We start from the raw sequence: 12912 nt of genomic DNA, 5'->3' as shown, positions 1-12912 counted from the left end.
TGAACTGTATAATCATGCCACTGATTAAAGATATAAAATTTGGAATGCAGAAACTTAGCTATATTGATCTTTTTGCTGGATGTGGGGGGCTTTCAGAAGGGTTTGCCCAGTCTGGGCTTTTTGACGGCATTGCCCATGTGGAGTGGGAATTACCCATGGTGAATACCCTGCGCAACCGTCTTGTTGAAAAGTGGGGTTATGCTGCTGAAAATGCTAAGAAAAGTGTTATTCATTTTGATATCCAGAAATCAGATGAACTGCTGAATGGTAAATGGAGTGAGGAATCCCGAGCCATATTTGGTCAGAGTAACCATGAAGATGTGATGGCACAGGGCTTACATGGACTCGTTCAGGGCAGATCTGTGGATGTGGTGATTGGTGGTCCACCATGCCAGGCATACTCCATTGCAGGGCGGGCGCAGGACAAAAACTCCATGAAAGATGATTACCGCAATTATCTGTTTGAAAGCTTTGTCAAAGTGGTGGATGCATTTCAACCTAAATTATTTGTGTTCGAAAATGTCCCTGGTATTTTAAGTGCAAAACCGGGCGATAAACCGGTGATTGAACGGATTTTTGAAGCGTTCAGTGAAATTGGTTATGAAATTAAAGCACCTGAAAAATTAAAAGAAGCCCAGTATACAGCATCCGATTTTGGCGTACCGCAGAAGCGTAACCGCATCATCATTATTGGAGTGAGAAAAGATACAGGGATTGATCTGGAAACGGTTTATCAGGCAGTGGATGCAGAGAAAACACATCAGATCAAAACAGTCCGTGATGCAATTGCAGTACTTCCTGCATTTTATCCATTAAAGGAAGTTTCCCGTGCAACGGGACGTAAGGTGTCACATCAGGGAACGGGTATAGCCGTACCTTTGCATCAGCCACGTTATCATAATGCAGACGACATTCAGATTTTTCAGCAATGGGTTGGAAAAAATATGAACCGACTGCCCAATGAAGAAAAAATCAGCTTTTATAATCAGTTAAAAGGAAAAACATCCCGTCATGCGAAATACCGCAGTCTGGACTGGGATCTGCCTTCTCCGACCATCGTGGCTCATCTGTACAAAGATGGCTTGATGTTTATTCATCCCGATGCAGAACAGGCACGCTCCATTACTGTCCGTGAGGCGGCACTGTTGCAGTCTTTCCCTCAGGATTACACATTCTGTGGCAGTTCAGGATATTGTTACAAAATGATTGGTAATGCGGTTCCACCGCTCATGGCAGAAAAAATTGCCACAGGTATTTCTAAGTTTTTGGGTACATCCATATGAAAGTACTGGTCGCCTGTGAAGAAAGTCAGGCTGTGACGAAAGAGTTACGTGCACTGGGGCATGAGGCATACAGCTGTGATCTGCTGCCTTGCAGTGGTGAACATCCTGAATGGCATTTTAACTGTGATGTTTTTGAAATTATTAAAAATAAGGGCGGAGAGTTACAGAATGGCGAACATGCCTTTGTAAAACAATGGGATATGATGATCGCCCATCCTCCCTGTACATTTCTGGCAGTCAGTGGTGCAAGATGGTATTACCACCCTGAAGATAAACATTTACCCATAAAAAAGCGCCGACCACACCCGCGTTTTCCGACACGGGCACAGGATCGTGCTGAAGCGGTTAAGTTCTTTAAGGCACTGTGGAAAGCACCGATCAAACGGATTGTGATTGAAAACCCTGTTGGTATCATGAGTACCATTATCGGTAAGCCACATCAGATTGTTCAGCCCTATATGTTTGGCGATGAAGCAACAAAAACCACCTGTCTCTGGATAAAAAACCTGCCTTTGCTTGAACCGACAAATATGGTGAGCAAAGGGGAGCGGGTGCAGTTTGGCAGCGGAAAATCCATGCCAAAATGGTATGCAGATGCACTTGCAAAAGCAAAGACTGCTGCGGAGCGCCGTAATCTGAGAAGTAAAACCTTTAAAGGAATGGCTCGGGCAATGGCTGAACAGTGGACTCAGGAAGAAAAGGCTGAAAAATAAAAAAGATGCAGGTCTGAGACTGATCAATCAAAGCTCAAGATACTGACTTTTCGGATCATTCAGCCATTCCTGAAAACGCTGTACAGACCACTGAAAATCATCTTCATGACGGACAGAGCATTCCCACCATACACAGACCCGCCATTGGTCTTTTAATAATTTCTGAATATTGATGGCATCACGTTCGGCATTGTTCAGGATTTTCTGTTGCCAGAATTCGGCATTGGTTTTAGGCCATTTGAAATATTTACAGTCATGTTTATGCCAGAAGCAGCCCTGTACAAAAATAACCGTTTTATATTTCTTCAGTACCAGATCAGGTTTACCTGCCAGCTGTTTATCATACAGGCGATAACGTAAACCGGAGGCATGCAGTGCCTGGCGGATTTTCATTTCAGGGCGTGTGTTGTTCGCCCGTATGGCAGCCATATTACGTGAACGGGTTGCACTGACTTTGCTGAAATCAGGTTTTATAACTGTGTTCTTTTCCATAGATAAAATGTTCAGCCTGATGAACCCACTATAGGCTGTTTTATTTGCGTTGTCCCTGTTTCATCTGAGGCAGAGATTAAAAAGCACCGTAGGAACGATGCTTTTAATATTTCAGAATGTTTAAATTACTGGCGTAGCATTGACAGGGAAGGCTCAGAGTTTACGCCATACTTTGTCTTCATCTGACAGCAGTACCGTAAAATTAAAATCGGCATCATCACTGACTAAATAAGAAGTGGGAGTTTTCATCAGAACTTTAAGAATAGTGCCTTGTTCATAAATCAGCGGCTCACAGTTTTCCTTGTTGAGCTCTACCTGTCTTATCAGTTCAATTGCCAAAGTATCCATGTGTTATTCCCCAATACAACATTAAAATATTTATACATCGATATTAGCATAATATGCAGATTAATCGAGTATTTATGCATTATTTGTGAATCCAGTCATTTATCTTCTGGTTCGTATTATTGTCGATTCTTTATACGAAACGACATGCTGTGCCACACACCTGCAAGCTGGGCAAATGAACGGGCATTCTTTTTGTTTGAACGGAAAATATACTAATTTTGTTGAGGTGTCATTGTCTTTGATGCCATCTGTCAGACAGAACGTATAATAAATTGGATAAATGTAGATTGCGGAAAAAAATTACTGAAAATACTTTTAATCAGGAAATTTTAAGGATTACACTCTAGGCTCGGTAAATGCTTTAAATCAAATAATATAAAGGAACAGCAGGTCTGAATGTTTAAGTCTTTTTTTCCCAATCCAAAATGGTTTTTTGGTTCATTGGTATTGTGGTTTTCCATCAATATTGCACTTTGGTACAGTGGCGGCAGTGGCTGGGGAACTTTCTTAGGAATGTCACAGGGCTATGCAACAGCTGAATTACCGATTGGCGTCAGCCGTTTCTGGGCACCGTCTTTTCTCTGGTTCTATCTGTGGTTCTTTATATCGACTGCAATATTTGCGCTGTTCTGGAAATGGAAATCAGATAATCCATGGCAGCGCTGGTCGGTCTGGGGCTCCGCATTTATTCTGTTCAATATCTGGTTTGGTGTTCAGGTCAGTGTTGTGGTAAATGCCTGGTACAACCCATTTTATGATCTGATCCAGAAAATGCTCAGCAATGGCGGAGGAGATGTCAGCCTGCTTTACAGTGGTGTGATGACTTTCCTCTATGTCGCGATGGTTTATGTCACAACAGCAGTATTTAACTTATTTTTTGTCAGCCATTATGTATTCCGATGGCGTACAGCGATGAATGATTACTACACCTTAAACTGGGAAAAACTGCGTCATATTGAAGGGGCATCGCAGCGTATTCAGGAAGACACCATGCGCTTTGCCAAAACCATGGAAGGGCTGGGTGTCAGTCTGGTTGAAGCACTGATGACTTTACTGGCATTTCTACCAGTACTGTTTGCACTGTCCTCCCATGTGAAGGCTTTGCCTGTTGTTGGGGAAATTTCACATGCCTTGATGTGGGCAGCCGTAACATGGTCTATAGCGGGTACAGTGATTCTGATGCTGGTCGGGTATAAGCTGCCAGGGCTTGAGTTTAATAATCAGAAAGTTGAAGCGGCTTATCGTAAAGAACTGGTCTATGGAGAAGATCGGCAGGATCGGGCAGACCCTGCCACCTTAAAAGAATTGTTCAGCAAAGTCCGGTTTAATTATTTCCGTCTGTATTTCCATTATGCTTATTTCAATATGGTACGCATCTGGTACATGCAGCTGGATAATCTGTATGGCTTATTTGTGCTGTTTCCAAGTATTGCGGCAGGTGCGATTACACTGGGTCTCATGATGCAGATCAGTAATGTTTTTGGAAAAGTACGTGAATCATTTCAGTATCTGATCGCGTCCTGGCCGACGATTATTGAACTGTTATCTATTTATAAGCGTCTGAAAGCTTTTGAATCTGTACTGGACGATGATTAAAAAAGAATGCTGTACTGAAAACCCGCTTTGGCGGGTTTTTTATTGGATTGTTCATGCCGTTTACAGTCTGTTGGGTTTTATGGATTTAAAAACAGCGTCTTTTTAACTGTATTGTGGTTCACGCTTTTATGGTTAAAGTGACTTGAATTGGTGTTTGTGTGGGTAAAGTAATGGTTATGTCATATATAATAGTGAATAAAATCAAAATCATAGATTTGTTATTTTGATACTTTTCTCCTATATTTTCAGTGGTGGGGAACAGTAGAGCAGTAATAAGTGAATTTCAGAACATATATCCTGATGGGCAGTGCGGGGCTGGTACTGAGTGGTTGTGCCGGAATCAGTAATCTTGGTTCAGATCCAATGAAAAACTATTCATCTGTACAGGAGATGATTGCGCAAAAAAATCTGAATGCAGCAAATGGCGGAGCCCGTTCCTATGTCTATGACTGGGGCACAAAATCAGACCTGGAACCACAGGCAATGTATCCAAGAAAGTACACGGGAAGTTACTGCCAGCTGCAAGGGGGCAAACTGGTTTTACTGCACAGAAGTACATTCAGTCAGGTCAGAGACAGTGCTCAGAAAAAACGCCTGATGGCAAACAGTCATGTAAAGCAAGGAATAGGGGCATATAAATGTAATCTGCCCGAAGACAGCTGGATTGTTTCCATTGAGCCTTATGCTGAGTCCAGACAGAGCAGTGGTGCAAGAGAGGTCAGCCTGCTGACCAAAGTAATGTCACTCAATGAAGCCCGTCAGTTTTATAAAAATGCAGGGCAGACCGCAAATACCACTGACAGTCGTAAGAGCAGTACACAGGTTACAAAAGCTGTGACCGCAAAAACCGCAGTACAGAAAGATGCTGAAGATAAAAAAGAGCAGAAGCCTGCACCGGATGTTCAGGAAAAAACAGCTGTACGTGTAGCTGAAACGCCACAGCAACAACAGTTAAAAGCGTATGTAGCAGCTCGCCGTGACCTGAGTAAAGGTCAGAACCAGAACAATGCCTGTAATAATGCGCAGCGGGCATATAATTTTGGTAAATTGCCAGGAACCAGTGCCAATGTTTATGTCGATTCAGGTATGCTGGTGGCAAAATGTCTGACCAGTGTTTCTGCTTACAGCAACCGGTTCCCAAATTCGAAAGCTCAGGCGACCCGCATTTTAGAGAACCTTGCAAATAACTATAACCATGCAGGGGCTAAAAATATGCTGAGACAGCTCAAATAACCCACAGACCGCCCAACTAGAAAAGCCGTGCTTCCAGACAGAAACACGGCTTTTTTTAATACAGTTACAGGGCAGAACTTAAAGCGTAATGGTTGCGCCCAGTGCTTTGATGAACTGTGCCATCCATGCAGGATGTGCAGGCCATGCAGGGGCAGTTACAAGATGACCATCAGTCACGGCTTCAGTGACCGCAATATTTGCGTACAGACCGCCAGCCAGTTTAACTTCTGCCGCACAGGCAGGATAAGCCGAGCAGGTACGACCTTTCAGAACATCAGCGGCAGCAAGGATCTGCGCACCGTGACAGACCGCAGCAATCGGTTTCTGGGCAGTATCAAACTCACGTACAATTTCAATGATACGTGCATTCATACGTAAATATTCAGGTGCGCGACCACCAGGAATTACAAGACCGACATAGTCCTGCGTATTTACAGCACTGAAATCATAGTTAATGGCAAAGTTATGACCACGTTTTTCACTATAGGTCTGTTCACCTTCAAAATCGTGAATCGCGGTTGCAATGCTGTCACCCGCTTTTTTGTCAGGGCAGACAGTATGAACGGTATAGCCCAACCCAGTTAAAAACTGAAAAGGCACCATGGTTTCGTAGTCTTCGGCATAGTCGCCGACCAGCATCAGTATTTGTTTGGACATGATTTTTCTCTCAGCGTTGTTATGTATGGAATCACTCTGTTTCACCATAACATAGCCAGATGACAGCTTTAAGCAGAGCCTGACTGTCTTTAGTCGTAAGCGAAAATTATAAATATAAAAGATGGATAATATTCAGTGTTATCGAGGGATTAGTCTGTATCAAAACAATTTATGTTGAAATACATTGAGCCATGCCATCACCACAATAACTGGCTGTATAAACAGAAGCATTCTGTTCAGAATGGCGAAGAGTAAAGTGTATCTGTTGCTTTGAAATTTTCCTGTGTAATCCAGAACTGCTGATCAGGCAGATTCTGTTGCTTCATTTCGGGTATTGATAAAAATAAACCCAGACCTGCTGGATTTATTGATGTTCAGATCTGTTTCAGAGCAGGCAGGCTCCTGCCGCTGCTCCGAACACCATCACCCAGAGCGGATGTATCTTTTTAAACAGGCTCATGACAGTCGCTATTCCAATAATGCCTGCCAGTAACTCATTCTGCGCTGATGCATCCGCAATAATCCAGGCACTGGTCAGAACCAGTCCAACCGTAACAGGTTTTAAGGCCTGTTCAAAACGCTCACGCAGAGGATGGTCTTTAAAATGATTCCAGAATTTCAGTGCAAAGACAGCCAGTACAGATGAGGGACCAAACTTTGCCAGAGAGGTGATCAGCAAACCTGCAGGTCCTGCCACATGCCAGCCCACCAGGGGCACAATCATCATATTGGGTCCAGGTGCTGCCTGTGCTATTGCAAACATTGCACTGAATTCAGCTGCCGTCAGCCAGTGATGGATTTCAACCACCTGATGCTGCATTTCAGGCAGAATGGCATTACCACCGCCAAAGGCAAGCAGGGACAGTTGAGTAAAAACAATCGCTAAACTCAGTAAGATCATGCTGTTTTTTCTCCCCGTTTCAGGCTCAGTACAGTCATATTTATGGTGACCAGAAAGATCAGGGTCAGTGCTAAAGGCAGTTTGAACAGCAACATAAAAGTGAGGGTCATACAGATACTGAAAACAGTCAGATAACTTTTAAAAATGGGTCGGAGCATTTTCAGTGCCATCGCAAACAACAGTCCCGCTGCTGCCGCTGCCAGCCCCTGGATCATGTGTTGAATCACAGGCACAGACTGGAAATGTGCATATAACTGATACAGCAGAACCACGATGGCTGTAGGTGCAGAAATTAACCCGACCACAGCATTGAAAGCGCCTTTAAGCCCCTGAAACTCATAACCGATAGCCACTGCCATGTTAATGATATTTCCACCAGGTAAAATCTGGCAGATCCCGAGCAGGTGGGTAAAATCTTCTGTGGACAGCCATTTTTGATCTTCAACAATCATGCGGTGTGCAAGAGGTAATACTCCACCAAAACCCATCAAACCAAGTTTCATAAATCCCATGAATAATTGTTTATTACTCGGATAAATTTCCTGCTCCAGTGGAATCACTTCAGTGTTCATACGTTGACCTCTTTACTGTATTGGGGCAAGTATGCGCTTGTTGAGTTATGATGAAAAATGCTATTTTTGATGTTATATATACCTAAAAAGTATGGATGATATTTTCGGGAAAAAGCATGATTGATATTCATAAGTTGAAGGCTTTTGTAGCTGTGGTTGAGGAAAGTAATATTTCCCGTGCTGCTGTACGTCTGAACATGCAGCAGCCCCCGCTGACGAGGATTGTAAAAAGTCTGGAAGATGAACTGGATGCTAAACTGCTGCACCGGTTGCCACGTGGGGTTGAGGTTACTGAAGCAGGAAAGGCACTGTATCAGGAAGCACTGACGATTCTGGCGCATGCACAGGCGATTCCCAGGCGCGTCCAGAATATTTCACAGGGTCTGGAAGGGCAGATCAGCATAGGTTTTACAAACTCTGTCGGTTTACATTCTTTTTTGCCTGCGCTGTTGCGCAGTTTTCGTGAAACCTTTTCAGCAGTGTCCATTCATCTGGAAGAAGATGGCAGCAGTTCATTGATTGATTCAGTGATTAATCAAAAAAATGATATCGTATTTTTAAGAAAGCCTGCACCTATTGGACTGGGGCTGACCAGTCTGCATGTACTGGATGAACCGCTGATTGTGGCATTGCCAACGAACCATCCTCTGGCATTGCAACAGAAGCAGATTCATCTGCTGGACCTGGAACCCTATGATTTTGTGCTGTACCGTCGTCTGGCTGGGCAGGACTTATTTGATAATATTTTAGCCAGCTGTTATCAGGTAGGATTCAGCCCAAAAATCATACAGGAAGCACCACGGCTGACGTCCAGTCTGAACCTGATTGCCGCAGGCATTGGTCTGTCGATTGTCCCTGCATCCATTAAAGACTTCTGGAATAAACAGATTGTGTACAAGGAACTGAAAGCAGATACGCCGTGTATTGCCCCTGTTTATGCCGTATTTAAACAGGACATGGACAATTTAAGGTTGTCACATGTACTCAAACTGTTGGCAGAGCAGTCATGATCAGGTCTGCTTACAGAGTCATAACAGGTGAATGTCTTCACTTTATGATACAAAGAGCCTTAAGATTTATTGGACGTTTAAAGTATGTCACATCCATTTTTTAAACCAGGTCAGCAGACTTTTCGTCATATCCGCACTTTATGTATGGCTTCTGCACTGATGGGAATCACTCAGTTTGCAGCCGCTGGTCCTGCGGTGGATCAGCTGAGTGAATGCCTGGTAAAATCGACTACAGCAGCAGATAAAACCGCGGTACTGCAATGGACTTTTGTTGCACTGTCAGCCCATCCAGAGCTGAAAAAATTCAGTAACGTGACCGAAGAGCAGAAAACACAGCTGGACAAAAATCTGGCGCTGGTTTTACAGCGTATTCTGACAGAGCAGTGTTCTGTGCAAACCAAAGCTGTCATACAGGCAGAAGGTATGCAGGCAGTAGGTGACAGTTTTCAGGAGCTGGGCAGTATTACGGGCGAAGAAATTTTAAAAACCCCTGAAGTTAAAGATCAGCTCAAAGGCGTAGTTCGCTATATAGATTTAAATAAACTGGTCACGACTTTTTTAACCCCTGATATCTGGAATAAACTGGGTGAGGTTCGTAAGTGATTTCACTTTTTTAAAGATGGTGCTCATTATTCTGTGGATTAAATAACTATAAAATTCATGGGAATATTAGACCTTAGCAATAATGTATTCATTGAACTCCCGATTTATAATGTATACAAAATACATTAATTATGTCGAGGGTGATGTGAATTTTAAATTACTGTCAGTACTGGGGCTGTCTAGCGTGTTTTTTCATGGCTGTATGAGTATTGATAAAATTGATACAGCAGCAGTTCAGGGATTCAGCTCACCACAGGAATTGCTGGCAGCAAAAAAAGTGAACGGAAGAAATGGTAAGGGTGAGGATTATGTGTATTACTGGGGGAGTGGAACGGATGATACGCATGATCCTGAGTCCCTTTATCCTCATCGTTATTTAACCCGTTACTGCGAAAGTAAATCAGGAAAATTCGAGCGGTTATATAGGAGTGAGCAGGACCTAACAGGGCGTTCTTATGGTGATTTCTGGCAAAAGCATAAGAATGTGACTCAGGGTATTGGTGGTTTTAAGTGCACACAGGCAAACGGTCAGAAATGGTTTGCTTCGATAGAACCAGTTGGACACCGTTTCATGGATTCACGGCAGTATGACATCCGTTATGTCAAATTATTGACTGAGATCCTGCCAGAGCAGGAACTGAAAAAGAAATATAAAGATGAAGAAAGCTTTAAAGCGATAGTCAGAGATGTCACGGATAATAAAGTGAGTGCTGCCGACATGGAAAAAATACTTAATTCACCAAATTTACAGCAAGTGAAACTCTATTTTGAAGCCAATAAACAGTATGTAAATGGTGATCATCTGGCTGCATGCAATAAAGTTGAAAAAGCCTATCAGTTTGGTAACTTTTATCCAAAAGGCGGTAGCAATGCTTATACAGAGTCAGCATTTCTGTTTGCACGCTGTTTAGGAACAGTTCCTGCATTTGCCCGCAGATATGATGAGCCTTCACGGTTGTCGTATCGAATAGTTAAGGAACTGGCAGAAAAGCATAAATTTAAAGAGGCGCAGGATTTCTTAAGAAAAGCAGGCATTCAGTAAATAGCGGATCAGTTATTTCATCCTGGCTTTAGTTTAAAGCAGTGATGTATTGAATGGATAAAGAGAAGAACCTTTCCTTAATCCTCTCTTGTACTGAGCTTTAAAGCAATGCTTAAAGTATGCTCGGGAGAGGGGACTTCGTGTATCAAATTAATCACATGAGAAAGTCTCGCTTTTTAAAGGTGAGGAGCTTCGCAAGGAGAGGGATTCTTGAAACTCACCTCTCCCTAGCCCTCTCCTGGGAGGAGAGGGAATCCCCCTATTACAAATATTACAAAATATATGATGGTATGTGATACACAATGAAAGCTCCTTCTCCCGTGGGGATGAGCAACACTGTTGTGCAAGGGTGTGAAGGGTGTTAGCAATCAAGCATCACAGTTTCCTGAATTGTCGAAAGCACTTAAATACCATTGTTTGTCGATTTTACTGAAATACAAATGTAAATCATCACGAATACTACGACTTTTACCGACATATTGAAGTTCAACGATTTGTTTTTCAAATGGTTTTAGTTGCTTCAATTCATGTGCAATCTGCTTATCAGTTTGCTCAATGATGGATTGATTGAATTTGGTTAAATCTGAAAATGGCTTTGTTGTTAAGGTCTTATAGTAAAGCCCTGATTTATTCCAGTTTTGACAATCCATTTCAGGTAATTGATTCGTTTTGATTAATTTTTCCTGGGCATTGGGTGTTTCATAGAACCATCGTGTTGATTCTGGCGAATGTTGGTCAGGAAATTTAAATTCAGATTTTTGAAAGATGCTTTGATTAATCGGGACTCCTATTTTATTCCAATAGATCACACCATATTTAGGATGTATATGCTGTTGTAGTAATTGGTTATCCTGATTTTTGAAGCTTTTCAACACTGATTTGATCGTGCTTTCAAGCAGAGGATCATTCTGTGCAAAACTAATAGGAATAAACACTATATTCATTAAGATTGCGAGTATAAGTAGCTTTTTCATTTTTGTAGTTGTTTGTTTTGACAATAGATTTATACCTTATTTTAGAGTAGGAAGTGGTTTTATTTTTGTGTGGTTTTTTGATTTGCTTCTCCTAAAAAGAGAAGAACCTCTCCCTAACCCTCTCCTGAAAGGAGAGGGGACACCGCGTATCAAATTATTTACGTGAAACTCCCTCTCCCTATGAGATGAGCAACATTGTTGCGCAAGGGGGTGAGGGTACTAGTCACACATAAAAAAGGACTTGGAGAGTTGGATGCGTCCTATGTCTTCTGGTTTGTCGATGGAGGGTATTGTTTGATAAGCAGATTGTTTTTTGTTTAAAATTTTAAATAGATTGGATATCTTAATTTTTGAAAATTAAAAGATAAATTTTAATGAGACTCTTCATTGAGATGAGAGATAATATTTAATATCGGATTTTATTTTTAAGACATAGGCTTAATAGGGGGATAGATGTCTTTATTAGATTCATATAGACGCTCAGAACAAGATTGTAGTAAAAAAATTTTGCAACTAAATGAGAAAATAAGTAAAGAGTCAGCGGTTATTGCAAAGGAAAGTAATAAATTAGCTAACATTAAAAAGTAGATCAGCAGCATTAAAACGGTTTCGACTCTTAATTCAAAAATAAGAGATATGGAGAGATGTGATAAAGCTATAGCTAAGAGTCAGGAGAATATTGCTAAGTTTCAAAAAGATATTGCAAATCAACAGCAGCGAAAAAATGAATATAGTAATAAAATAATTAGTGAGCAAAATAGACTAGCTAAACAAAGTCAAAGAAAAACAGAACAGCTAAATCGTCAGCAGAGCACTTTAATGGATAATTTAACTATGACTGTGAAAAATCATGATTATGAAATTAAAAAATTAAAAGAACTTCCGAAAAAGATAATAGTTCTTTTTCTAGCTTCTAATCCTAGAGACCAAGAACAATTAAGCCTTGATATTGAAGTTCGAGGTATAGAAGAACAAATTAGTAAAGCTCGTCATAGAGAATCAATAGTTTTAGAATCTCGTTGGGCTGTAAGGTCAGGAGATATTCTTCAACATATCAATACATGTGAACCTACCATTGTTCATTTTAGTGGACATGGAAGTGACAATGATGAACTGGTTCTCATGGATAAGAATGATCAAACAAAATTAATTTCTTTAGAAGCAATTGTTCAAGCTATGAGCGTGGCAAATGAGAACTTAAGATTGGTATTTTTTAATACATGTTTTTCTTACAACCAGGCAGCTTTGGTTACTGAACATGTTGATTGTGCAATTGGGATGAGTAAGAGTATTACTGATGAAGCAGCACAATATTTTTCAGCACAATTTTACTCATCTCTAAGTTTTGGTTTATCTGTGAAAAAATCATTTGATCAAGCAAAAGCAGCCTTACTTTTAGAGGGTATTGATGAAGTTGATACTCCACAATTGTTCGTAAAAGATAGTTTAGTTCCAGAAGAGATATTCTTATTAGCCTCTGAATAAAGA

At 41.4% G+C, this 12912-nt stretch carries 15 protein-coding genes; 9 read left to right on the top strand and 6 right to left on the bottom strand.

What is annotated here, in order from left to right:
- The first annotated feature begins 14 nt into the window (after positions 1–14).
- Both CDG61_RS13235 and CDG61_RS13230 read left to right on the top strand, forming a co-directional pair.
- Positions 15–1283 (top strand): DNA cytosine methyltransferase, encoded by a 1269-nt coding sequence (locus CDG61_RS13235; protein ID WP_228199580.1) that lies wholly within the window; start codon positions 15–17, stop codon positions 1281–1283.
- Positions 1280–1996 carry a hypothetical protein gene (locus tag CDG61_RS13230; protein ID WP_087549492.1) on the top strand — a complete coding sequence of 239 codons (717 nt, stop codon included), beginning with the start codon at positions 1280–1282 and terminating at the stop codon, positions 1994–1996. Before CDG61_RS13235 ends, CDG61_RS13230 begins: the two co-directional genes overlap by 4 nt.
- 27 nt (positions 1997–2023) lie before the next feature.
- Here CDG61_RS13230 and CDG61_RS13225 read toward each other — a convergent pair whose 3' ends face one another.
- Together CDG61_RS13225 and CDG61_RS13220 are read right to left on the bottom strand one after the other, a co-directional pair.
- On the bottom strand, positions 2024–2488 hold the full coding sequence (locus tag CDG61_RS13225) for a very short patch repair endonuclease (RefSeq protein ID WP_087549491.1): 465 nt from the start codon (positions 2486–2488) through the stop codon (positions 2024–2026).
- Positions 2489–2641: 153 nt separating this feature from the next.
- Entirely contained in the window at positions 2642–2836 is a 195-nt protein-coding gene (locus CDG61_RS13220) for a hypothetical protein (RefSeq protein WP_087514106.1), read from the bottom strand.
- A gap of 396 nt (positions 2837–3232) precedes the next feature.
- Here CDG61_RS13220 and sbmA point away from each other — a divergent pair, with 396 nt between their 5' ends.
- Positions 3233–4432 (top strand): peptide antibiotic transporter SbmA, encoded by a 1200-nt coding sequence (gene sbmA, locus CDG61_RS13215; protein ID WP_087549490.1) that lies wholly within the window; start codon positions 3233–3235, stop codon positions 4430–4432.
- Positions 4433–4708: 276 nt separating this feature from the next.
- Positions 4709–5665: a hypothetical protein gene (locus CDG61_RS13210; protein ID WP_227542886.1), complete on the top strand. Its 957-nt coding sequence runs from the start codon at positions 4709–4711 to the stop codon at positions 5663–5665.
- A 78-nt stretch (positions 5666–5743) separates the two neighbouring features.
- On the opposite strand, the gene CDG61_RS13205 is transcribed toward CDG61_RS13210, so the two are convergent.
- From CDG61_RS13205 to CDG61_RS13195, 3 genes are all read right to left on the bottom strand, one after another.
- Entirely contained in the window at positions 5744–6322 is a 579-nt protein-coding gene (locus CDG61_RS13205) for a DJ-1/PfpI family protein (protein ID WP_087549655.1), read from the bottom strand.
- A 385-nt stretch (positions 6323–6707) separates the two neighbouring features.
- Positions 6708–7223, bottom strand: a complete 516-nt coding sequence (locus tag CDG61_RS13200) for a chromate transporter (protein WP_087549489.1) — start codon at positions 7221–7223, stop codon at positions 6708–6710.
- The gene (locus CDG61_RS13195; RefSeq protein ID WP_087549488.1) at positions 7220–7795 is read right to left on the bottom strand and encodes a chromate transporter; all 576 of its coding nucleotides are present in this window, start codon (positions 7793–7795) and stop codon (positions 7220–7222) included. The genes CDG61_RS13200 and CDG61_RS13195 overlap by 4 nt, the downstream gene beginning before the upstream one ends.
- A gap of 116 nt (positions 7796–7911) precedes the next feature.
- Between CDG61_RS13195 and CDG61_RS13190 the strand changes: the two genes are divergently transcribed.
- The 3 genes from CDG61_RS13190 to CDG61_RS13180 all read left to right on the top strand — a co-directional run bounded on the left by CDG61_RS13190 (position 7912) and on the right by CDG61_RS13180 (position 10450).
- Positions 7912–8805, top strand: a complete 894-nt coding sequence (locus CDG61_RS13190; RefSeq protein ID WP_087549487.1) for a LysR family transcriptional regulator — start codon at positions 7912–7914, stop codon at positions 8803–8805.
- A 144-nt stretch (positions 8806–8949) separates the two neighbouring features.
- A complete protein-coding gene (locus CDG61_RS13185) occupies positions 8950–9408 on the top strand; it encodes a hypothetical protein (protein ID WP_416240717.1) in 459 nt (152 codons plus the stop codon).
- A gap of 145 nt (positions 9409–9553) precedes the next feature.
- The gene (locus CDG61_RS13180) at positions 9554–10450 is read left to right on the top strand and encodes a hypothetical protein (RefSeq protein ID WP_147387797.1); all 897 of its coding nucleotides are present in this window, start codon (positions 9554–9556) and stop codon (positions 10448–10450) included.
- Positions 10451–10818: 368 nt separating this feature from the next.
- Here the strand turns inward: CDG61_RS13180 and CDG61_RS13175 are convergent, their stop codons facing one another.
- Positions 10819–11448, bottom strand: a complete 630-nt coding sequence (locus CDG61_RS13175; protein WP_147387796.1) for a hypothetical protein — start codon at positions 11446–11448, stop codon at positions 10819–10821.
- Positions 11449–11877: 429 nt separating this feature from the next.
- Between CDG61_RS13175 and CDG61_RS17745 the strand changes: the two genes are divergently transcribed.
- Together CDG61_RS17745 and CDG61_RS17580 are read left to right on the top strand one after the other, a co-directional pair.
- Entirely contained in the window at positions 11878–12012 is a 135-nt protein-coding gene (locus CDG61_RS17745) for a hypothetical protein (protein WP_265936246.1), read from the top strand.
- Between the two features lie 48 nt (positions 12013–12060).
- Positions 12061–12909, top strand: coding sequence for a CHAT domain-containing protein (locus CDG61_RS17580; RefSeq protein ID WP_228199579.1), 849 nt, complete (start codon positions 12061–12063; stop codon positions 12907–12909).
- Positions 12910–12912: the final 3 nt, after the last annotated feature.

Origin of the sequence: Acinetobacter sp. WCHAc010052, from assembly GCF_002165295.2 — a bacterium.
In the GTDB taxonomy this organism is placed as follows: Bacteria; Pseudomonadota; Gammaproteobacteria; order Pseudomonadales; family Moraxellaceae; genus Acinetobacter; species Acinetobacter chinensis.
This window is presented reverse-complemented; position numbering and strand designations above follow the sequence as displayed.

Bases quoted from the DNA above. Each gene is read 5' to 3' on its own strand.
- CDG61_RS13235 (WP_228199580.1), top strand. From the start codon at position 15: ATGCCACTGATTAAAGATATAAAATTTGGAATGCAGAAACTTAGCTAT.
- CDG61_RS13230 (WP_087549492.1), top strand. From the start codon at position 1,280: ATGAAAGTACTGGTCGCCTGTGAAGAAAGTCAGGCTGTGACGAAAGAG.
- CDG61_RS13225 (WP_087549491.1), bottom strand. From the start codon at position 2,488: ATGGAAAAGAACACAGTTATAAAACCTGATTTCAGCAAAGTCAGTGCA.
- CDG61_RS13220 (WP_087514106.1), bottom strand. From the start codon at position 2,836: ATGGATACTTTGGCAATTGAACTGATAAGACAGGTAGAGCTCAACAAG.
- sbmA (WP_087549490.1), top strand. From the start codon at position 3,233: ATGTTTAAGTCTTTTTTTCCCAATCCAAAATGGTTTTTTGGTTCATTG.
- CDG61_RS13205 (WP_087549655.1), bottom strand. From the start codon at position 6,322: ATGTCCAAACAAATACTGATGCTGGTCGGCGACTATGCCGAAGACTAC.
- CDG61_RS13200 (WP_087549489.1), bottom strand. From the start codon at position 7,223: ATGATCTTACTGAGTTTAGCGATTGTTTTTACTCAACTGTCCCTGCTT.
- CDG61_RS13195 (WP_087549488.1), bottom strand. From the start codon at position 7,795: ATGAACACTGAAGTGATTCCACTGGAGCAGGAAATTTATCCGAGTAAT.
- CDG61_RS13190 (WP_087549487.1), top strand. From the start codon at position 7,912: ATGATTGATATTCATAAGTTGAAGGCTTTTGTAGCTGTGGTTGAGGAA.
- CDG61_RS13185 (WP_416240717.1), top strand. From the start codon at position 8,950: ATGGCTTCTGCACTGATGGGAATCACTCAGTTTGCAGCCGCTGGTCCT.
- CDG61_RS17745 (WP_265936246.1), top strand. From the start codon at position 11,878: ATGTCTTTATTAGATTCATATAGACGCTCAGAACAAGATTGTAGTAAA.
- CDG61_RS17580 (WP_228199579.1), top strand. From the start codon at position 12,061: ATGGAGAGATGTGATAAAGCTATAGCTAAGAGTCAGGAGAATATTGCT.